Consider the following 20,702-nt stretch of genomic DNA (forward strand, 5'->3'; position numbering starts at 1 on the left):
ACCTTCTGGGTTCGGGTTGCGGAAGTGTCAGAGGGAATCTGCTACTGCTTCAGCTATACCGAACCATGGACGATGCACTTGGCTTCATCCGGTCTTGCTCAAAGGTGTAGTTGATGTGGCGCAGCATGGTGTTGTTGTGTTTGGTGTCACAAATATGAGAGGACTTTTTATAGCCACCAAATTAATTTCAAAAATATTTTAATTATTTTTTTTAACCATTGATTCTGTCCTTTCTTATTTATTGGCAGACCATTAATAAACGCTGTGATTTTTCACATCCTGTAGAGACGCATATTTGCGTCTCGTCGCTGAACAAACGGTACCGCACGATTGGTGCTGCACCATTAAACAACATCACCAACGACGAGACGCGAATACGCGTCTCTACACCCGTTCCGAAATCCTCACCAACAACCACCTGCCCCCATCCTCCGTCCCTGGGTTACGTACTTGCGCAGCATATGCCGCGCCTCGCCACCTCCGAACGATACAGCATCAGCCTGCCTGATGGCCACCGCTTCCCGATTGCCAAGTACGAGCTGATCCGGGAGCAGCTGCTGTGGCAGGGTATTGCGCCCGCCGCCGACTTCTACGACCCCGGCCTGGCCAGCGAGGAAGACATCCTGCGCGTGCACTCCGCCGACTACTGGCACCGGGTACGCGACCTGCAGCTGACGGCCGCCGAGGTGCGCCGCCTGGGCTTGCCGCAAAGCCCGGAGCTGGTGCGCCGCTCGCTGAGCAGCGTGGCCGGCACCGTGCAGTCGGCGCGGGAAGCGCTGCGCACGGGCATTGGCATGAGCCTGGCTGGCGGCACCCACCACGCGTTCCGCGACCGAGGCGAAGGATTCTGCGTGCTCAACGACATAGCCGTGGCCGCCGCGCACCTGCTCCACCACGGCCTGGCTCGGCAGGTACTGGTCGTGGACCTCGACGTGCACCAGGGCGACGGCACGGCCAGTATTTTCCGGGATGAGCCGCGCGTGTTCACCTTCAGCATGCACGCCGGCGCCAACTACCCGCTGCGCAAGGAGCAGTCGGACCTGGATGTGGCGCTGGACCTGGGCACCGACGACGCCACCTACCTGCGCCTGCTCCACGACACGCTGCCCGGCCTGCTGGCGCGCGTGCAGCCCGATTTCGTGTTCTTCCAGGCCGGCGTAGACGTACTGGCCACCGACAAACTGGGCAAGCTGGCCCTCACGCTCTCCGGCTGCCGCCAGCGCGACGAGTACGTGCTGAATCTCTGCCACCAGCACCGCCTGCCCGTGGCAGTAAGCATGGGCGGCGGCTACTCCGAACGCCTCTCCGACATTGTAGATGCCCACTGCAACACGTTTCGGGTAGCGTATGAGGTTTTTGGGTGATGAGGTGATGGGGTGACATAAGAACGTCATTCCGAGCAGCGCGAGGAATCTCGCTAGTGTGGTAAACAATACCACTCCAACGTCAGCACGCGAGATTCCTCGCTCCGCTCGGAATGACGTTCTTATTTCACCACCCATCCCCTCATCACCCCATAACCTACCTTTACACCATGAACCTGCACAACCCTGCCACCGATCTGCCTGCCGCTAATGCTTTGCCCGTACCCTCTTCCGGCGAGCCGGTGGGCACGCCGGCGCAGCAGGCGTTTCGGGCGGCGGTAGCGCAGGTAGAGGGGCTGCGGCAGCGTTTGCGGGAGCTGCAGGACGAGCAGAAGGACGCCCGGCGGCGCTACTGGCAACAGGTGGGCCCCGCGGCCCGAACCGTAGTGGAGGCCCGGCAGGCACTGTTTGCGCCGCTGGAAGCAGCCTTGTTGCTGAGCTACTTCAGCCGCTTGGAGGAGCAACAGATTACGGCCCTGCTGGTGGGCAACGCCCGGGCCCTGCAGAACCGCTTCGGGGAGGATGCCGCCGACATCCTGCGCAAGTACGCCCCCCGCCGCCGCGCCGCCGATGCCGAAGAAGACGATCAACAGCAGCCCGCCGCTGGAACGGACACAGCCGCTGAGCCGGCAGACAGCAGTTTACCACCGCACGAGCAGGCCGCGGCCCAGGCTCGCAACCGGCGCAAATCGAAGGCCGAGAAAGCGCAGGAAGCTGCCGAAAAAGCCGCCCGCCAGGCCCAGCAGGAGCTGCTTTCCAACACCAAAACCCTCTACCGCCAGCTGGCCCGCACCCATCACCCCGACCTGCAGCGCGACCCGGCCGTCCAGCAGGTCAAAACCGCCCTCATGCAGCGCATCACGGAGGCCTACGAAACCAACGACCTCTACACGCTGCTGCAGCTGCTCTCCGAAGCCGCCCCCACCGAATCCACCGACGACACGCTGCTTGCGCGCTACACCCAGGCCCTGCACCAGCAGCAACTCGAGCTCAAGCAGCAGCTCAACGAGCTGAAATTCGGCGAAAACGGCTTTATGGGCAGCACCGGCAAGAAGCGCGAGCAGGAAATCCGCCAGCTCAAGCGCCAGCTGCGCGCCGAAACCGATTACCTGCACCACATCGGACAGCTGATCCGGGAGCCCGAAGGCCTGCGCGACGTGCTGCGCGAGCTGGCCGCCGCCGGCCACGATACGGTGTGAGGGCAGGTGAAGAGGTCCTGTCATCCTGAGCTTGCGAAGGACCTTGTGACGATAGAACGAGCCGTTGATACGCCTGCTGTTCAAACGTGAGAAGGTCCTTCACAAGCTCAGGATGACATACCTATAACTTCTTATTTCTCACCTCTCCAAAAACTCTACCACCTGCTGCAGCACGGCCGGGTCGCGCATGATGCGGTTGTGGCCCAGGCCGGTGGTGGGGCGAAAGTCCAGGGCGGGCCAGCTGGCGGCAATGGCCTGGGCTTCGGCAAACGGGATGCTGGCGTCGGCGTGGTCGTGGAGCAGCAGGGCGCGGCCGACGGGCAGCTGGTGGCCCATGTGCAGCAAACTGAAGCTCTCGGCGTCGCGGCCGTGCTGCTCACGCACGTGGCGGGCTATGCGCGCCATAACGGCCGGGCGCAGCTGCAGCAGCGCGGCAAAGCGTTGGGCCACCGCCGTGGTGCTGGCCGGCACCGCCAGCAGCACCAGCCGCGGCAGCTGCCCATCAGCAGCCTCATTGAAGCGCACCGGAATGCCCGCCACGGCCGCCCCGCCGAAGGAGTGTGCCACCACCCCGTACACCTCACCCACCGCATCGGCCACGGCCTGCACCGCCGCTCCGAAAGCTGGCAGCGTAGTGCGCGTGCCCGGCGAAGCACCGTGCGCTGGCCCATCGAGGGCCACCACCCGGAAACCGGCCGCCACCAGTGGCCTCACCATAGCACCCCAGAAGCTGGCCCGATGCTCCCAGCCATGCACCAGCAGCAGCGTGCGCGTGCCGCCGGGGTTCCACTCGTAGGCCGCCACCTGGCTGACGCCCACGGGCACCCAGAATTGCCGGGCTTCAGCCAGCGCCGCCGCTTCCCATTTCTTGGTAGGCAGCGGGCGGGGCGAAGTGAACAGGCGCCACGCCTGCCGAAACGCCCACTCTGTGGACAGCGCCGACAGCAGCCGGAATTTCAAACGTATCAGCCCGATACCGGGCGGCAATGGTAGCGGAGTGGCCGCAGCAGAAGAGGAAACAGGCATTACAGGAAATCAATCAAACCGGCAGCAAGCTAGCGAACCACCGGGCATTCTGCATAAAGCAGCAGCGCCTCGGCCAGCGGACTAACCGGTAAATCCAGGAACCGCACTGCGTAGCGCAGCTCGGTGGGGCTTTCCACCGAACGGCGGCCCAGCGCAATGAGGCGGTGCAGGCGTTGGGCATTGCGCTGGTCGTGAAGCGCCACGGCATCAGCGAAGGCAAAGGCGTTGGCGGGCATGCTGTAGCCGAGCAGCAGCGGGCCACTGTCTAGGTCGCCGGCGCTGGTGGTGTAGGCGCCGGCCCGCTCCCGGTACAGCCGCAGCACGCCCAGGTTGGTGCTGAAATGCTGCTGGTAGCGCTGGTATTGCTGCCGGGCAAATTCAGGGTCGAAGCGGGCCAGAAACCAGATGCTCCAGCCCACCATCGAGCCCCGGGCTTCTTCCTGCGGCTGGCCCTGCGCATCCACCTGCGAGGCCAGCACGCCGGTTTTGGGGTCGAGGTAATGCTGGCGGGCCCGCGCCACCCAGCGCCGTGCCGCCCTGTGGTAAGGGCTGCCAGTAAGTTGGCTGTGCAGCGCCAAGGACGCCAGCGCCACCGTGTTGTCGGGCACCCAGCGCTGCCCCGCGTACGACTCCAGGCAGCCGCCAAGCGCCCGGCCGTAGCGCCGGTACAGCGCGCCCGACAGCGTATCGTGCAGGCCCGAATAGCGGGTGGCCGGGTCGAGTTGCCGCAAACAGCCCAGCATCAGGTTGAGGTGGCCTAGGTACAGCACCGAGCCGGTGGTGTCGATGGGGCTGGCCGTGGCGGCCATTGGCTCGAAGGCGCTGCGGATGGGCGGCTGCAGCGCCTGCGCAACGGCCTGTGCCACATAACGCGCCGCTTCCGGCCGAAGCGCGGGCTGCTGCTGCGCCCGGCTGGCCAGCGCATACGCCGTAAACGACAGCGAAAACAAGGCCCACTCCGGATTCTGGCTGTTGATGCCGGCTAGGTCGGTGCCCGCGCCTGCCCCTTCCCGGATAACGCGCTCCAGATACCGCACACGCTTGTTAAGTTCCGCGTCGGCGGGGGACTGGTACTCCTGTCGGCTCAGCAGCACGAAGCCAACCAGCAGCAGAAACCCCAGGAGCAACCGGGGCCTTGTATATAGACGCGTGAAGTAACCCGAGTGCCGCATATCCTCCGGAAATGCCTACCCGTCCAGCCGCGCCAGCAGCTCCTCCACCTGCCGCTCCAGCCGCGTCACCCGGTCCTCGATGCGGGACGGCGGGCGCAGGTGCGTGGTGAACACCGCCTTCACTTCCCAGATTTCCAGCGCCTGATCCAGGGCAAATTCCTGGGCACCGTAGTCGGGGTTGTCGGCGCGGAGCCGGAGCACGTTGGTGGGCAGCCGCTCGGCCAGGCGACGCACCAGCAGGCTGTTTTGTGTGACGAAGGCGTAGATGCGGCCCGGCCGCAAGGTAGCCGCAGCCTTATCGACGCGGCAGCACAGCACCACGTCTTGGTGGCGCAGGCCCTGCTGCTGGTGCTGCATTTCGGCCCCCACAATCTCGAAGGCGCGGGTGGCCGGCCCCAACTGGTGCGGAAACGTGAGCGACGGCAGCGCGTCGATGAAAGCGGTGCTGTGGTGCTGCACGATATACTCGAGCAGGCGGTCGGCGGGCACAAAGGGCGTGAGCTGCGCCAAGCGGTCGGCTGTGGCAGCGGCCGGCGTGACGAGCGCTTCAGGGGTAGTTTCCTGGCGAAAAATATCAAAGTGGTAGAGCTCGTTTACGGTCAGCTCTTTCGTAAGTAGCAGATCTACGGATAAGCCAAAATAATGAGCAATCTGAATTAGCGTCTCCATTTTCGGCTCAGACCGGCCTTCTTCGTAGGCCCCTACACTAGGCCGCGCCAGGCCAAACAGCTCGGCAAAAGCAGCCTGACTCAGCTTTTTAACGGTTCTGATCTTACGGATGTTCTTCCCTACGTACGACATGCGGCGGAAATTATTTTCGCTCAAAATTTGAGCTTATCTCAAACTTTGAGTACACTTGTATCGTAAAGCTAGCACATATTCCCGATGACCGTTTCTCGCTTCTCTATTTTTTTGAGCCATTAGATCTGTAACCTTAACTGTACCGCGTTACGGGCTGCTTCCCGATACTGCTTACCTTCTGGCCGATTTTCCCTCTTCCCCTACCGCTTACTCTATGGCCAACTCTTACTTCTATAAGATTCAGAACTACCTGCTGGAGCTCGACTTCGACATTCAGCACCAGGATGAGGCCAACAACCTGCTGGTGGTGAGCAAGCCGGAACTGGGCATCGAACACCTGGTGCTGGGCTGCGGCGAGCCGCTGCTGATTCTGGAGCAGTACCTGCTGGAACTGCCCACTCCTAGCTGCGACATCTACCAGCGGCTGCTGCAGAAAAACCGCGACATCATCCACGGGGCTTTCGTGCTGGACGAAACGGGCCGCAAGGTCATCTTCCGCGATACGCTGCAGCTGGAGCACCTCGACCGGCCCGAGCTGGAGGCCGTTTTCAACTCGCTGGGGCTGCTGCTCAGCGAGTTCAGCGACGAGTTAATTGCGTTTTCGAAATCTGGTTCTGAGGACGCCTAACCGTCATGCTGAGCGCTCCTGGCCGCTCCCCCAGGGTTTAATCTCTAGGCTAGTGAATCGACCAAACGAAGCGGTAGAGATGCTTCGGCAGGCTCAGCATGACGAGCCAAACTTCCTCAAAACCTCAAACTTTCCATAGCCATGAACCTCTTCAACCGCATCTTCAAAATCGGGCAGGCCGAAGCGCATTCGGCAGTCAATCAGTTCGAGGATCCCATCAAGCTAACCGAGCAAGGCCTGCGCGACCTGCGCGAGGACCTCGATAAGGCGCTGCACGCGCTGGCCGAGGTGAAGGCCCTGGCCATCCGCAGCCGTAACGAGGCCGAGACGGAGCGCAGCCGCGCCCTCGACTACGAAAACAAGGCCGTGCTGCTGCTCCAGAAAGCCCACCGCCAGGAGCTGGAAGCCGCCGAAGCCGACCGCCTCGCCACGGAAGCCCTGCTCAAGAAAACCCAGCACGAAGCCCAGGCTGCCCGCGCCACGCAGGAACAGCAGAAGTTTGAGGCCTCGGCCCAGCAGCTCGACCAGAACGTGCAGCAGCTCAAAAGCACCATCTCGCAGTGGGACAACGAGCTGAAAACGCTGAAAGCCCGGGTGACGGTGAGCACGGCCACCAAAACCATCAACCAGCAGCTGGCCCAGCTGGACTCGTCGGGGACGGTGGCGCTGCTGGAGCGCATGAAGGATAAGGTGGCGACTGAGGAAGCCCTGGCCGAATCGTACGGGCAGATTGCTCAGGAAAGCAAGTCCATCGACCAGGAAATCGAGAAGGCCTTGGGCAAGGACGGCAACGGCCAGGCCTCGGCCGATTTGCAGGCACTGAAGGCGAAGCTGGGGCTGGGGTAGACGGTCCTTCCCTCCTATTTCTAGCTCTCTGTTATACTTACTGCACTTCTATGAACACGAAAGAAAAAACCCAGCGGGTGCTGGGCGCCTTGATGCTCTTGGCCGGCGCGGCTTTCCAGATATTTCACTTCGCTGACTTCGGCAATGGCCGGACGCTGATGGTTTTTGGCCTCATGATTAGCCTGACAACCTATGTTGGCTATGCGAAACGGCTGAAAGCCGAAAACGAGGAGCTACGCCGCCAGTTGCCGTTGACCAACTAACCACGTCAACTCCCATTTCCGGTATCCAGCGGTTCCTTTCTGCCAATGACCGAACTTCTACACGCGGCCGTTTCGCCGCCCAACCTGCTGCCTACCGGCCTGCTGGTGTTCGTGCTGCTGTACTGGCTGACAGTACTGCTGGGGGTACTCGATTTTAAAACTGTCGACGTCGATACCGACCACCACGCACACTTCAGTCCCGACGGGCACACCGCGCCCGATACGGCCAGCATGGGCGTGAGCTGGCTGAACCACGCGCTGGCCTTTTTCAACCTAGGGCGGGTGCCGCTGATGGTGCTGGTGAGCTTCGTGGCGCTGCCGTGGTGGGTGGGCAGCATCCTGCTGAATTACTACCTGGGCAACACGTCGGGGCTACTGGGGGCGGTGCTGCTGGTGCCGCTGCTGCTGGGCAGTCTGCTGGTGGCCAAGGTGCTCACGCTGCCGTTTGTGCGGCTTTTTGCGGCCATGGAGCGCAACCACGACAGCGGCGCCCAGCCGCTGGGCAAAGTCTGCACGATGCTGATGTCCGTCAGCCAGCAGCAGTTGGGGCAGGCCAGCGTGCCCCAGCCCACCGGGGCACCGCTGGTGCTGAGCGTGCGCGCCGCCTCCGCCGCTACCGAGCTAAAAAAAGGCGATACGGCCCTGGTTATTGACTACGATGCCGCCCGCCGCTGCTACCTTGTGGAGCCCTATGACGCGCCCTGAATATCCTTTTTACCAGTTCTTATGCGCAACGCTGATAATCGCCCCGGTAACGACAATATCTTATTCGACCTCTTAGAATTCCTGCAATTTCTGCTGGATGCAGGCCGGCTGGTAGCTAAAGCGTTATTCTCTGTAATCCGCCTATTTGATTGATAATGCCCGGTTTTTCTGTATTCAACTTAATCCCTCAAACTTTGGCGCCCACTGGCGGCCATTAGACTCCTCTTCCTTTCTCCCAATTTGCCTCTACTCCTTACTTCCATGCTAGAACAACTTTCTCTCGCGGTGATTGTCATCGTGGCCGTCCTCTTATTGGGCTTTATTGCCATTGTGGCACGCATGTACCAGAAGGCCGTGCAGGGCGAGGCTCTGGTGCGCACCGGCATGGGCGACACGCAGGTATCGTTCAGCGGCATATTTGTGGTGCCCGTGCTGCACAAGCTGGAGGTGATGGACATCAAGCTCAAAACCATCGTTATTGCCCGCGCCGGCTCTGAGGGCTTGGTCTGCAAAGACAACATGCGCGCCGACGTGAAGGTGAACTTCTTCGTGCGCGTCAACAAAACCAGCCAGGACGTGGTGAACGTGGCCCAGAGCATCGGCGCGCACCGCGCCTCCGACCCGGCCGCGCTGGAAAGTCTCTTCGACGCCAAGTTCTCGGAAGCCCTCAAAACCGTGGGCAAGCACTTCGATTTCATTGAGCTCTACAACTCCCGTGAGCAGTTCAAGCAGCAGATCCTGACCATCATCGGCACCGACCTCAACGGCTACGTGCTCGACGACTGCGCCATCGACTACCTGGAGCAAACCCCGCTCACGGCCCTCAACCAGGATAATATCCTCGACGCCGAAGGCATCAAGAAAATCATTGCCCTGACCTCGGAGCAGAAAATTCAGGCCAACGCCATCCAGCGCGAGCAGCAGAAAACCATCAAGAAACAAGACGTAGAGGCGCAGGAAACCATCCTGCAACTCGATAAGCAGCTGGTGGAAAACCAGGAAAAGCAGAAGCGCGAAATTGCCAACATCAAGTCGCGGGAATTGGCCGAAACCGAGAAGGTAACGCAGGAAGAGCGTCTGAAGGGCGAAAAGGCCCGCATTGCCACCGAGGAAGAAGTGGGCATTGCCGAGCAGAACCGCGACCGGCAGGTGCTGGTGGCCGAGCGCAACAAGCAGCGCACCGACGCCGTGGAAACCGAGCGCGTAGCCCAGGCCAAAGCCCTGGAAGTAAACGAGCGGGAGCGAATTGTGGCCCTGGCGCAGATTGAGAAGGAAAAGGCGCTGGAAGAAGAAAAGAAGAACATCCAGACCATTATCCGGGAGCGGATTACGGTGGAGAAAGCCACGGTAATCGAGGAGGAGAAAATCAAGGACACCCGCGCCCAGGCCCTGGCCGAGCGCGACAAGCTGGTGGCCATTACGGCCGCCAAGCAGCAGGCCGAAGCCGCCACGGTGGCGCTGGTCGGCAACGCCGACATGGAGCGCCAGGCCGCCGAGTTCCGCGCCAAGCAAACCATGATTGACGCCGAAGCCGAAAAAGCCTCGGCCGAGTTCAAGGGCCAGGCCATCCGCACGCTGGCCGAAGCCGAAGCCAGCAAAGCCACCGCCGTAGGTTTGGCCGAAGCGCAGGTGATGCAGGCCAAAGCCACCGCCCGCCAGAAGGAAGGCGAAACCGAAGCCAACGTGCTCCAGCTCACCGCCGCCGCCGAAGCCCAGGCCATCCAGTCGCGGGCCGGCGCCCAGGCTGAGGCCGACGAGAAGCTGGGGCTGGTAGCCGCCAAAGTAAGCCGCGAAAAAGGCCAGGCCGACGCCGACATCATCCAGTTCCGCGCCGACGCCGACCAGAAGAAGGGTTTGGCCGAAGCGGCCGTATCGGAGCAGAAATTCGCGGTGGAAGCCAAGGGCATCGAAGCCAAGGCCGACGCCATGAAGAAGCTCGACGGCGTGGGCAAAGACCACGAGGAATTCAAGCTGCGCCTCGACAAGGACAAGTCGGTGGAGCTGGCCCAGATCAACATCCAGAAGGACATTGCCGCCTCGCAGGCCGAGGTGATTGGCGAGGCCCTGAAAGCCGCCAAAATCGACATTGTGGGCGGCGAAACGATGTTCTTCGACCAGATCATCGGCTCGATTACCAAGGGTAAAATGGTGGACCGCACCGTGCACAACTCCGAAGTGCTGGGCACCGTGAAAGACGCCTTCTTCTCGACTGACGGTGGCGGCGACTTTAAAGCCAACCTGCGCCGCTTCGTGGACCAGTTCGGCCTGAGCTCGGAGGACATGAAGAACCTGAGCGTTTCGGCGCTGCTGCTGAAGATGATGAACCAGGCCGGCGACGACGCCACCCGCGCCACCATCACCCAGCTGGCCAGCACCGCCACGGCCCTGGGCATCGGGGATAAGCCGGCCCGAATGCTGTAACCTCTAGTCGCCTCACCCCCTAGCCCCCTCTCCGAAAAGGAGAGGGGGAACTAGTTTCTACCCTTTTAAAGCTAGTGCTGGCGCTGGCTCGTCTCTACCTCTAAAATCTACAGCTAGAGCCCCTCTCCTTTTTCGGAGAGGGGTTGGGGTGAGGCGACTAGATTCTAGCGCTGGCTACCTGCTCATGCAAGCACCCGATTCTACCACTCCACCCCAAATGACCCGCCGGCAAACCGTGGGCATCATCCTTGGCCTGGCTTTCTGCATCGCCCTTTTTGCCGGCCTTATCTACTTCGTTAAAGCGGATAGGGCCGAAAAGCGGGCGTTGATTCTGAAAAATCCGGGGTACGCCACGGGCATCATTACCCGGGTCAGAAGGTACAAGAGCCGGCGCATATCCGTGCGGTATACCGTGGGCGGCGTGGAGCATTCCCTTCGGGCGCGGGTGTCCAGAAACTTTTTGCGCACCCACGCCAAAGGCGACACTACCGCCGTCATCTACGCTAAATCAGATCCAGCTAATGCTATCCTGAAGGCCAGGTTACGGTCGTCACGATACTAATTAGCCGTTTTTTCTCCCTGCAAGGGTCTGTGCCTTGCCCTCCTATGGAAGCTCAAGCTACCCAACTCGAAACCGGCACCTACGAAATCCTGCGCAACCGCCTGCTCAAAAGCAGCACCGACCTGCGCCAGCGCCTCGACCTGCTCAATGCCGAGCGCAAGCAGGTATTCGGGGCCGTGGATACGCGCCTGATTGGCACCGGCCGCATCAGCACCGAAAACAACTGCGTGGCCTGGGACATGGTGCCGGTGGGCCAGCGGTTCATCTTCGGCTACAACGTGGTGCTGGGGCTGAAGGCCGAGCCCGATCTGGCCGACGTGTTTGGGGTGTACGAATACGCCGGGCACGACTTCCGGCCGCTGGGGCTGGAGCTGCTGCAGCACCCGCAGTTTCTGGAGGAGTTTCGCAACCTCTACCGCTACTACAAGAACACCCAGTTCGTGAAGTTCGCCGTCATTGGCGTGCACCTGTTCATGGTGTTTCGGGTGGGCAAGAGCGCCTCCGATGTGAAGACGTTTAAGTGGCTGGTGCAGGGCGAAACGCTGAGTTACCTCGACAACCGCTCCGACCACGAGTACACCTTCCCGCCCCAGCACGAGTTCCAGTGGAAGCGCGCCACCCGCGACATGCAGCGCGGCGGCAAGCACCCCCACATCAGCATCGAGGACAAGGTGTTTGTGGAAACCGTGGGCGGGGATTTGACCATCAAAGTCGAGGACAACACCAGCACCGGCCACGGCATCCTGAGCGAGCCGGTGGACGACAAGGACCAGACCCTCGACGACTCGGAAATCTACTACGCGGTGGTCGGCAACCTGATTCTGCTCAAAATCCGGCCCTACCAGGAGCAGCAGTACCGCCACTTCATCTTCAACCACCGGCTCAAAACCGCCCAGCGCCTAGATGCCCTGGCCGATGCCTGCGTGCTGCTGCCCGATGGCCAGGGCCTGATTTTTCCGCACGGCTTCTACCTGCAAACCGGCGACAACAAGCTCTTCGACAACGGCCTGCGCGAGATGCTGTTCGAGAAGCGCGTGGTGTCGCCGAACGGGGAGGATTTTCTCTACGTGTTCTTCAACAAAGACCACGGCACCTACCTGCTGCTGAGCTACAACCGCATTGCCCAGCGTGTAGACAACCCTATCGTGTGCCACGGCTACGCCCTGTTCGAGAACGGCGAGCTGTGCTACTTCCGGGCCGACGACGAGCCCAAGAAGCACCACGCCGTGCAGATCTGGCAGACGCCCTACACCGCCCCCGATTTCCAGCTGCCCGTCACCTCCGACTCCTACCTCTACAAGCTGGGCAACAAGGAGATTGTACGGGCCATGAGCGAGGTGCAGGAAGTGCTGACCCTGACCGGCAAGGACGATTCCTACGCCGGCCTCTACCTCGACCTGATCCGCCAGACGACCAGCCTCACCGACGCCTACCACTGGCTGCGCGAGCCGGCAGCCCAGGCCCTGGCCGAGCCGCTGGCCGAAATCCGCCAGACGGCCACGGCGGCCGTGGAGGAGTTTGAGAAGGTGCAAAGCCTGCGCAAGAACACGGCCCAGCAAACGGCCGCCGTATTCCAGAAGGCCGGGGAGCTGACCGGCCGCATCCGCCGCTCGGCGCCCGATACCGTCACGGAATTCGTGCAGCTGCTGGGCGAGCTGCGCGGGGTGCGGGGCGAGGTCATTTCGCTGAAGGAGCTGCGCTACGTGGAGCTGCCGGCCGTGGAAAAGCACGCCCAGGACCTGGAGGCGCTGAGCAAGGAAGTGGCTTTGCAAACCGTGGAGTTCCTACTCCGGCCCGATGCCCTCCTGCCCTATTCCCAGCGCGTGCAAGCCATTGCCGACGGCGTAGAGCAGGTGCAGAAAACCATCGAAGCCGACCAGCGCGAGCAGGAAACCGCCGCCGTGGCCCAGGAGCTGGAGCTGCTGATTGAGGTGGTGAGCAACCTGCCCATCCCCGACCCCACGCAGACCACGGCCATCATCGACAACATATCGACGGTGTACGCCCGCTTCAACCAGATTCGGGCGGCGCTGAAGCGGCGGCGGCAGGCGCTGGCCGGCACCGAGGCCCAGGCCGAGTTCACGGCCCAGCTCAAGCTGCTGGAACAGGCCCTCACCAACTACCTCGACCTGGCCGACACCCCCGCCAAGTGCGACGAGTACCTCACCAAGCTGATGGTGCAGCTGGAAGAGCTGGAAGGCAAATTCCCCGACTTCGACCAGTTCATCGAGCAGCTCACCACCCGCCGCGAGCAGGTGGTGGAAGCCTTCGAGTCGAAGAAAACCGCCCTGGTGGCCGCCCGCAACCAGCGCGCCACCGCCCTGCTGCAAAGCGCCGAGCGGCTGCTAAAAGCGGTGCAGAGCCGCGTCAGCCGGCTGGAATCGGTGGCCGATATCAACGGCTACTTTGCCGCCGACGTGATGGTGGAAAAGGTGCGCCAAACGGCCCAGGACCTGCTGGCGCTGGGCGACTCGGTGAAGGCCGACGACGTGCAGAGCCGCCTGAAAACCCTGCGCGAAAACGCCGTGCGCCAGCTCCGCGACCGGGCCGACCTGTTTGCCGACGGCGGCCAGACCCTGCGCTTCGGCACCCACGCCTTCACCGTGAACACCCAGCCCCTGGAGCTGACCGTGGTGCTGCGCGACGGCGACCTGCACTACCACCTTACCGGCACCAACTTCTTCCAGAAGATAACCGACCCCGCCCTGCTGGCCTCCCGGCCCGTATGGGAGCAAACCGTGGTGTCGGAAAACCAGGACGTGTACCGGGCCGAGTTTCTGGCCTGGCGCATCCTGGAGGGCGCCCAACACCCCGCCCCCGCCAACCCCGAGGCCGGCCGCCCCGCCGTGCTGTCGGTGCCCGAGCTGGGCCACCTGAGCGCCGCCGAGCTGCTCACCTACGTGCAGCAGTTCATGGCCGCGCGCTACCAGGAAGGCTACCTCAAAGGCGTGCACGACCACGACGCCGCCCTGCTGCTCACGGCCCTAGTGCGCCTCACCCGCACTGCCGACCTGCTCCGCTACCCGGCCGATACCCGCGCCGCCGCCGCCCTCTACTGGCTGCGCTTCGCCGACCCCGACCAGCGCGCCCACTGGGAGCAGCAGCTCCAGGGCATCGGCGTGCTGCTGCAGGTCTTCCCCGATTCGCAGGAGTTCGACCAGCTCAAAGCCGAGTTGCAAGCCGCCGTCGAAACCTTCGCCGCCCAAACCGGCCTCTTCACCCCCGCCCAGGTGCAGGAAGCCGGCGACTACCTGTTCCACGAGCTGACTCACACCGGCACCTTCATCATCTCCCACGAAGCCGCCGACCTGCACCAGCAGTTCCAGAAGCAGCTGCAGGAGCGCCACGCCACCGACCTCTTCCAGCAGTCCATCGACCAGCTGCGCGACCAGCCCGTAGCCCAGTTTCAGCTGGTGCGCCAGTGGGTGCAGGCGGCGCACCTCACCCCCCGCCCCCCTCTCCCCGAGGATTCTGCGCATAGAGCAGATGCGGGGCCGGGGGGTGAGGTGGCCGTCCTCCTGCTCACCCAAACCTTCGACCCTGCCCGCGTGGTCCACACGCCCACCACCGAAAACCTCGAAGGCTTCCAGGGCACCCACCCGCGCATCGTTTCCACAAACAACCAACAACTAACAACCAACAACTACACCCTCAACTTCCCCGAGTTCCGCCGCCGCCTGCTGCACTACGACCGCGCCACGGTGGCCCAATACGAGCAGTTTCAGGAGACGAAAAAGCAGCTGCTGGCCCGCGCCGCCGAGGACATGCGCCTGGAAGACTTCCGGCCCCGCGTACTCACCTCCTTCGTGCGAAACCGCCTCATTGACCAAGTGTACCTGCCGCTCATCGGGGCCAATCTGGCCAAGCAGATCGGCACGGCCGGCGAAGGCAAGCGCACCGACCTCATGGGGCTGCTGCTGCTGATTTCGCCGCCCGGCTACGGCAAAACCACCCTCATGGAATACGTGGCCAACCGCCTGGGCCTCATCTTCATGAAAATCAACGGCCCTGCCATCGGCCACGCCGTCACCAGCGTCGACCCCGCCCAGGCCCCCAACGCCGGGGCGCGGCAGGAGCTGGAGAAGCTGAACCTGGCCTTCGAGATGGGCGACAACGTGATGATCTACGTGGATGACATTCAGCACTGCCACCCCGAGTTTCTGCAGAAGTTCATCTCGCTCTGCGACGCCCAGCGCAAGATTGAGGGCGTGTACCAGGGCCGCCCCCGCACCTACGATTTCCGGGGCCGCAAAGTGGCCGTGGTGATGGCCGGCAACCCCTACACCGAAAGCGGCGACGTATTCCAGCTGCCCGATATGCTGGCCAACCGCGCCGACATCTACAACCTCGGCGACATCCTCACGGCCGGCTCCGAAGACGCCTTCCGCCTCTCCTACCTCGAAAACGCCCTCACCAGCAACACCGCCCTGGCCCGCCTCGCCACCCAAAGCCCCCAAGACGTGCCCGCCCTCATCCGCCTCACCGAAACCGGGCAGCAGGACGGCCTCAGCTTCGAGGGCAACCACTCGCCCGAGGAGCTGAATGAGTACGTAGCTGTGCTCGGCCAGCTGCTGCGCCTGCGCGACGTGGTGGCTACCGTGAATGCTGCCTACATTGCCAGCGCCGCCCAGGCCGACGCCTACCGCACCGAGCCGCCGTTCAAGCTCCAGGGCTCCTACCGCAACATGAACAAGCTGGCCGAGAAAGTCCGCCCCGTCATGAACGACCAGGAAATCACCGACCTGCTGGCCGCCCACTACGAAAGCGAGGCCCAGACCCTGACCAGCGCCACCGAAGCCAACCTGCTCAAGCTGCGCGAGCTGCTCGGCTGGCTCACCCCCGAGCAAGCCGCCCGCTGGCAGCAAATCAAGCAAACCTACCTCGACAACCTCCGCCACTCCGGCCCCGCCCAGCTCCTACAGATGCTGGAGAAACTGGAAAACATTGCCGGCGGCCTAAGCGGCATCCGGGAAGCACTGAAACGCGAGTAAGAACGCCCCCAGAACGTCATGCTGAGCTTGCCGAAGCATCTCGCGTGCTGACGTTGCCAAACTAACCATCACACTGAGCCTGCCGAAGCATCTCGCGTGCTGACGTTGCCAAAGCTAACTGTCATGCTGAGCTTGCCGAAGCATCTCGCGTGCTGACACTAAATTAGTAATCAAACGTCAGCACGCGAGATGCTTCGGCAAGCTCAGCATGACGTTCGTTTCAAGCTCAGCATGACGTTCAATTATCAACTCATCAATTACCAACCCAACCTATGTATGTCTATATCCTCACCAATCCGGCGCATACCGTACTCTACATCGGCATCACCAACGACTTGCCACGACGCCTGCACGAGCATAGCAATGGTCTGGGCGATGCGGGCAAATTCACAGGCCGCTATCAAACCAACCTACTGATCTACTTCGAACCCTGCCCTGACCCCACCCAAGCCATAGCCCGCGAAAAGCAGCTAAAAGGCTGGACCCGAGCTAAAAAAGAAGCCCTGATAGCCGCCTTCAATCCGACCTGGGCCACTATCGACCCCGCTACTTGGTCAGACGACTTGTAGTCGCCCCTACCCCTAACTCCTACAGATGCTGGAGACACCGAAAAACACGACCGGCGGCCTGAGCGGCATCCGGGAGGCGTTGAAACGCGAGTAAGAACGTCATGCTGAGCTTGCCGAAGCATCTCGCGGGCTAACATTGCCAATCCAGAACATCATGCTGAGCCTGCCGAAGCATCTCGCGTGCTGACTCTGCCAAACTAACCATCATACTAAGCCTGCCGAAGCATCTCTACCGCTTCACCAAATAGGATATACTACGCCCCCTATAGACTGACCACCGGCTCCGCGCAACAACGCAGCGCCTACTAAAAACCAGCAGCCTCTACCAATTCGTTGGGCAGCCGGCTCAGCGCCCCCTCAGCCAGCGGAATTTCCACGGTAAACACGCTGCCTTCGCCCTCCACGCTGCTTACCGACAGCGTACCATCGTGCCACTCCACGATGGTTTTGCAGAGCGAAAGGCCCAGGCCAATGGTTTCCTCGCCCCGCAGGCCCAGCCGCCGGGCCCTGGTAAACCGCTCGAAAACGTGCGGCAGCATGGCCGCCGGAATCCCGATACCGTCGTCGGCTACCTGCACCCGCGCCCCGTCCGGCAGCCCCGTCACGGTCACCCACACGTGGCCTTCGTCGCGGGTGAACTTCATGGCGTTGCTGACCAGGTTGATAACCACCTGTGTGAACTTGCTCACGTCCAGGTTCACGTACACCGCCTCGGCCGGCAGCGAGTACGCGAAATGGTGCCCCAGCAGCTTGTAGCCGACTTGCAGCTGCGCCAACGGGCCGCGCATGATGTCGCCCAGGTCCACCCGGTCCATTTTCAGGTTGGTGGCCACGGCCGCCGAAAATTCGAGGTTGATCAGGTCACGAATCATCTTCACGCTCTCCCGGCTGGTGCTCTCCAGCATGGTAAGCATCTGCGCCACCTCGGGCTGGACCGCCTCCGGCAGCTCTTCGCGCAGGTATTGGGCCAGTTGCTCAATCATAATAAAGGCCCCGCTCGCGTCGTGCGAAAGCACCTCCAGGGTCACGTTTTTGCGGCTGTTGAATAAGTCCGAATTGGCCTGGTGGTGCTTGGCCGCGCTGATATCGTGCAGAGTGCAGGCCAGTAGCGGGCCCCGTGCGCCGCCCGCGTGGTAGTAGGGAATAGCCGCAAACCACTGCGCCGACTCGCCCACGCGCTGCAACCGGACCTCGATTTCACCTAGCTGCTCCCCCCGCATCCACCGTCCCCAGTGCTCGGCCAGGTAGGCCTGGTCATCGGGGTGAATGCGGGCCAGCAAAGCGGGGAGTTCGGCATTGACGCCGGCATCCGTGCCCAGCAGCACCTGCCCGTAGGCCGCATTCACGAAAACCACCTGCCCGGCGGCTATGTCGTAGACGAACTGCACCTGGGCGCTGGCCTTCACCTGGGCCATGAAAAGGGAAGGAAAATCAATCATGACACAGGAAATCGGAAAACGCCACTATAGGCTCAGCTAGAACGGCAAACGCCCGTGAATAACTGAACCGAACGGCCGGATGCGGCTTGCCGGCCCAATTGAGCAGTTATACCCCCGGCGCCATACCCCCATTACCGGCCCCGCCCTTGCCACTGGCGCCCAACCGCCCTACCTTGCTCACCCCGCCAACTCCTCTTCCGCATGGGCAAGCACTATCCCGCCATCAGCGCCGACATTCAGGCCTTTATCGAGCAGCAGCACGTGTTCTTCGTGGGCACCGCCGCCGCCGACGGGCGCGTCAACATCTCCCCCAAGGGCCAGGACACCCTGCGCGTACTCGACGCCAACCGCGTGGCCTGGCTCAACCTGACCGGCAGCGGCAACGAAACCGCCGCCCACCTGCTGGCCCTCAACCGCATCACGCTCATGTGGTGCGCCTTCGAGGGCCGGCCCACCATCCTGCGCCTCTACGGCACCGCCACCACCTACCACCCCCGCGACGCGGAGTGGGCCACCCTGCTCCCGCTGTTTCCGGCCCTCCCCGGTGCCCGCCAGATTCTGGTCGTCGACGTCGACCTGGTGCAAACCTCCTGCGGCATGGCCGTCCCCTTCCTCGACTTTCAAGCCAACCGCGACGAGCTAAACAACAGCATGGACAAGCGCGGCCCCGAGCAGGTAGCGCAGTACTGGCACACCCGCAACACCCGCAGCCTCGACGGCAAGCCCACCGGCATCTGAGCCGGGCCAGCGGCGTGGGTACGCAACCAGTGCGCCGCCCGCTAACAGCAAATCAAACAATCCAGCCCAGCCACCTCCGCCACTCCGGCCCCGTCAGCTCCTGCAGATGCTGGAGAAACATTGCCGGCGGGTTGAGTGGTATTCGGGAGGCGTTGAAGGGAGTATCACCTTTAATAGCATGCGACCTTAACTTACCCACTATTCTCTCTTCACTCTTATCATATAGCATGAGCCTCTTTATATGCTAATTGACTAGCTATTCAATATTCGGAGGATGCGAAATCCCTAAACCCAAACCATACAGGGATACGTCGGAAAAAGAGGTTTTAACATCTAATAATTACTACTCATAAAGATCCTCTGAACGCAAAAGAGCGGTACCATAGGGCGCCGCTCTTTTGTATTGATTACGGATCTATTGAATCACTATACGTTGACTCATGATTCCTTCAGGAGCGGTTAGGCGCAAGAGGTATACTCCACGGGGCAAATCAGCTACTGAAATGGCGGTGCTCACGGCGGTGGTCTCGGTCCGGTATACCTCGCGTCCTAGCGGATCTAGCAGGCTGGCCGTGATTAGGCCGCGCAGGGTGCCGGCACTCTGAATAGTGATTTGGTCGGTAGCAGGGTTGGGGAATACGGATACACCTGCCAGCTGCTTGGAGCGTGTGCTTAGGATGGAACGATTTAAGTACACGCGCACGGTATTGTCGCCAGCGCATCCCACGACGATGTCCGAATTAAAATCGCCGTCTACGTCCGCTATCTGCATGGTAACTGGATTATCACCAGTAGCCAGTATCAGCGGGGTACCGTAGCGGGTGATTCCGCTAGCACCAGTGTGCTGAAACACCTGCAGGCGATTGTCGGCTGTCAGCACCAGCATTTCAGGCTCATTGTCGCGGTTAAGGTCCGTGAGCAACACTTGGCGGGGAGAGCCAGAGAGGGAATAAAGCGCCTGGGTGCCGAATTGGGTGCCCCCCTGGTTCAGCAGCACTGTTACATTGTTGCTGCCTTCATTGGCCACGGCCAGGTCGGGCAGGAAGTCACGGTTTACGTCGCTAGTAGCCACCGACACTGGGCGGATGCCGCCGGTGGGTAAGTCCAGCGTGAATTGGCCGATTGACCAGCTGATGCTGACTCCATTGAAGGCGGCAGCGACCACTTTTACCTGATTCGCATTAGGATTAGTCAGGACCATATCCATGTGGCTGTCCCGGTTGAAATCGGCCAATGCCACACTGGAAGTGTTGAACCCAGGTCGGTGGAAAGTCCGAGGGGATGACTCTACTGACGTGGGAGACTGGAGCTGCTGCCAGTACACGCCAGCACTGGTCGTGACGGGTGGCGCTGGGTCATACGTGTAGACAAAGTCCGGCTGCAGGTTGCCATCAATGTTGGCGACAAACATGTGCTGATTGGTTCCACGGTTGCTGAAAAAAGTGTTTTGCATGCCCGTGTTGACGACGGGCGTAAAGGTGCCGCTTCGGTCATTGTTATTAGTTAGCAACTGGAAGCGGCCGGTGACGGGGCTGATTGCTACTAGATCCATGCTAGAGCGTGTTTGCTGCTGGCTCAGCGCCGTGGCAACCAGTCCGGTGGGATTATCCCCGATGGCGTAAGTGCTGACGGCTGGGTCGGGAAAGGTGCCACTGCTGGATTGCAGGTACACGCCCACCGACCCCAGCCCCCGCTGGCACACAGCCACATCCCGGCGGTTATCCTGGTTGAAATCCGAGACGGCCAACGCATTGGGTGTAGCACCAGCCGGTAAGGTGATGATGGCGCTGGGTTGCAAGTTGACAGGAACAGGCGCCTGGGCCAGGGCACTAGTACTCAAAGCTAAAATGCTAGAAAGTATGTAGAGTTTTTTCATAATATGTAAAAGTAGTTAGTCTTCTTAAGCTCTTGGCATCATTTCAAGTCGTGGTGGCCTGTTAAAATTTGAGGTAAAGAAATAAAGGTTATAGTCTTTTCA

At 61.6% G+C, this 20,702-nt stretch carries 16 protein-coding genes; 11 read left to right on the top strand and 5 right to left on the bottom strand.

From position 1 onward, the window contains the following. Positions 1-461 precede the first annotated feature (461 nt). On the top strand, positions 462-1,364 hold the full coding sequence (locus O3303_RS07925; protein WP_269561523.1) for a histone deacetylase family protein: 903 nt from the start codon (positions 462-464) through the stop codon (positions 1,362-1,364). Between the two features lie 170 nt (positions 1,365-1,534). Then, positions 1,535-2,563, top strand: coding sequence for a J domain-containing protein (locus O3303_RS07930; protein WP_269561524.1), 1,029 nt, complete (start codon positions 1,535-1,537; stop codon positions 2,561-2,563). A gap of 138 nt (positions 2,564-2,701) precedes the next feature. On the opposite strand, the gene O3303_RS07935 is transcribed toward O3303_RS07930, so the two are convergent. From O3303_RS07935 to O3303_RS07945, 3 genes are read right to left on the bottom strand one after another with little or no spacing between them, the layout of a single operon-like run. Then, positions 2,702-3,589, bottom strand: coding sequence for an alpha/beta hydrolase (locus O3303_RS07935; RefSeq protein WP_269561525.1), 888 nt, complete (start codon positions 3,587-3,589; stop codon positions 2,702-2,704). 29 nt (positions 3,590-3,618) lie between these two features. Next, positions 3,619-4,716: a hypothetical protein gene (locus tag O3303_RS07940; protein ID WP_269561526.1), complete on the bottom strand. Its 1,098-nt coding sequence runs from the start codon at positions 4,714-4,716 to the stop codon at positions 3,619-3,621. A 60-nt stretch (positions 4,717-4,776) separates the two neighbouring features. Beyond that, on the bottom strand, positions 4,777-5,562 hold the full coding sequence (locus tag O3303_RS07945; protein ID WP_269561527.1) for an XRE family transcriptional regulator: 786 nt from the start codon (positions 5,560-5,562) through the stop codon (positions 4,777-4,779). 214 nt (positions 5,563-5,776) lie between these two features. On the opposite strand from O3303_RS07945, the gene O3303_RS07950 reads away from it, so the two are divergent. The 8 genes from O3303_RS07950 (at position 5,777) to O3303_RS07985 (ending at position 16,547) form a co-directional block, all read left to right on the top strand. Next, the gene (locus O3303_RS07950) at positions 5,777-6,190 is read left to right on the top strand and encodes a CesT family type III secretion system chaperone (RefSeq protein ID WP_269561528.1); all 414 of its coding nucleotides are present in this window, start codon (positions 5,777-5,779) and stop codon (positions 6,188-6,190) included. Positions 6,191-6,331: 141 nt separating this feature from the next. Then, positions 6,332-7,036, top strand: a complete 705-nt coding sequence (locus O3303_RS07955) for a PspA/IM30 family protein (RefSeq protein ID WP_269561529.1) — start codon at positions 6,332-6,334, stop codon at positions 7,034-7,036. A 50-nt stretch (positions 7,037-7,086) separates the two neighbouring features. Continuing rightward, the gene (locus O3303_RS07960; RefSeq protein ID WP_269561530.1) at positions 7,087-7,299 is read left to right on the top strand and encodes a hypothetical protein; all 213 of its coding nucleotides are present in this window, start codon (positions 7,087-7,089) and stop codon (positions 7,297-7,299) included. Positions 7,300-7,344: 45 nt separating this feature from the next. Then, entirely contained in the window at positions 7,345-8,004 is a 660-nt protein-coding gene (locus O3303_RS07965; protein WP_269561531.1) for an OB-fold-containig protein, read from the top strand. A gap of 261 nt (positions 8,005-8,265) precedes the next feature. Then, the gene (locus tag O3303_RS07970; protein WP_269561532.1) at positions 8,266-10,425 is read left to right on the top strand and encodes a flotillin family protein; all 2,160 of its coding nucleotides are present in this window, start codon (positions 8,266-8,268) and stop codon (positions 10,423-10,425) included. A 217-nt stretch (positions 10,426-10,642) separates the two neighbouring features. After that, complete coding sequence (locus O3303_RS07975; protein WP_269561533.1) at positions 10,643-10,987, top strand: DUF3592 domain-containing protein; 345 nt, start codon at positions 10,643-10,645, stop codon at positions 10,985-10,987. 44 nt (positions 10,988-11,031) lie between these two features. Beyond that, positions 11,032-15,978: a DNA repair ATPase gene (locus tag O3303_RS07980; protein WP_269561534.1), complete on the top strand. Its 4,947-nt coding sequence runs from the start codon at positions 11,032-11,034 to the stop codon at positions 15,976-15,978. 272 nt (positions 15,979-16,250) lie between these two features. Continuing rightward, positions 16,251-16,547, top strand: a complete 297-nt coding sequence (locus tag O3303_RS07985) for a GIY-YIG nuclease family protein (protein ID WP_269561535.1) — start codon at positions 16,251-16,253, stop codon at positions 16,545-16,547. A gap of 305 nt (positions 16,548-16,852) precedes the next feature. On the opposite strand, the gene O3303_RS07990 is transcribed toward O3303_RS07985, so the two are convergent. Next, positions 16,853-17,986, bottom strand: a complete 1,134-nt coding sequence (locus O3303_RS07990) for a PAS domain-containing sensor histidine kinase (RefSeq protein WP_269561536.1) — start codon at positions 17,984-17,986, stop codon at positions 16,853-16,855. Positions 17,987-18,187: 201 nt separating this feature from the next. Between O3303_RS07990 and O3303_RS07995 the strand changes: the two genes are divergently transcribed. After that, entirely contained in the window at positions 18,188-18,724 is a 537-nt protein-coding gene (locus tag O3303_RS07995) for a pyridoxamine 5'-phosphate oxidase family protein (protein WP_269561537.1), read from the top strand. A gap of 415 nt (positions 18,725-19,139) precedes the next feature. Here O3303_RS07995 and O3303_RS08000 read toward each other — a convergent pair whose 3' ends face one another. Further along, positions 19,140-20,600, bottom strand: a complete 1,461-nt coding sequence (locus tag O3303_RS08000; RefSeq protein ID WP_269561538.1) for a T9SS type A sorting domain-containing protein — start codon at positions 20,598-20,600, stop codon at positions 19,140-19,142. Positions 20,601-20,702 lie beyond the last annotated feature (102 nt).

It is taken from the genome of Hymenobacter canadensis (genome assembly GCF_027359925.1).
In the GTDB taxonomy this organism is placed as follows: Bacteria; Bacteroidota; Bacteroidia; order Cytophagales; family Hymenobacteraceae; genus Hymenobacter; species Hymenobacter canadensis.

Bases quoted from the DNA above. Each gene is read 5' to 3' on its own strand.
- O3303_RS07965 (WP_269561531.1), top strand. From the start codon at position 7,345: ATGACCGAACTTCTACACGCGGCCGTTTCGCCGCCCAACCTGCTGCCT.
- O3303_RS07935 (WP_269561525.1), bottom strand. From the start codon at position 3,589: ATGCCTGTTTCCTCTTCTGCTGCGGCCACTCCGCTACCATTGCCGCCC.
- O3303_RS07995 (WP_269561537.1), top strand. From the start codon at position 18,188: ATGGGCAAGCACTATCCCGCCATCAGCGCCGACATTCAGGCCTTTATC.
- O3303_RS08000 (WP_269561538.1), bottom strand. From the start codon at position 20,600: ATGAAAAAACTCTACATACTTTCTAGCATTTTAGCTTTGAGTACTAGT.
- O3303_RS07985 (WP_269561535.1), top strand. From the start codon at position 16,251: ATGTATGTCTATATCCTCACCAATCCGGCGCATACCGTACTCTACATC.
- O3303_RS07960 (WP_269561530.1), top strand. From the start codon at position 7,087: ATGAACACGAAAGAAAAAACCCAGCGGGTGCTGGGCGCCTTGATGCTC.
- O3303_RS07980 (WP_269561534.1), top strand. From the start codon at position 11,032: ATGGAAGCTCAAGCTACCCAACTCGAAACCGGCACCTACGAAATCCTG.
- O3303_RS07955 (WP_269561529.1), top strand. From the start codon at position 6,332: ATGAACCTCTTCAACCGCATCTTCAAAATCGGGCAGGCCGAAGCGCAT.
- O3303_RS07975 (WP_269561533.1), top strand. From the start codon at position 10,643: ATGACCCGCCGGCAAACCGTGGGCATCATCCTTGGCCTGGCTTTCTGC.
- O3303_RS07945 (WP_269561527.1), bottom strand. From the start codon at position 5,562: ATGTCGTACGTAGGGAAGAACATCCGTAAGATCAGAACCGTTAAAAAG.
- O3303_RS07930 (WP_269561524.1), top strand. From the start codon at position 1,535: ATGAACCTGCACAACCCTGCCACCGATCTGCCTGCCGCTAATGCTTTG.
- O3303_RS07950 (WP_269561528.1), top strand. From the start codon at position 5,777: ATGGCCAACTCTTACTTCTATAAGATTCAGAACTACCTGCTGGAGCTC.
- O3303_RS07925 (WP_269561523.1), top strand. From the start codon at position 462: ATGCCGCGCCTCGCCACCTCCGAACGATACAGCATCAGCCTGCCTGAT.
- O3303_RS07970 (WP_269561532.1), top strand. From the start codon at position 8,266: ATGCTAGAACAACTTTCTCTCGCGGTGATTGTCATCGTGGCCGTCCTC.
- O3303_RS07990 (WP_269561536.1), bottom strand. From the start codon at position 17,986: ATGATTGATTTTCCTTCCCTTTTCATGGCCCAGGTGAAGGCCAGCGCC.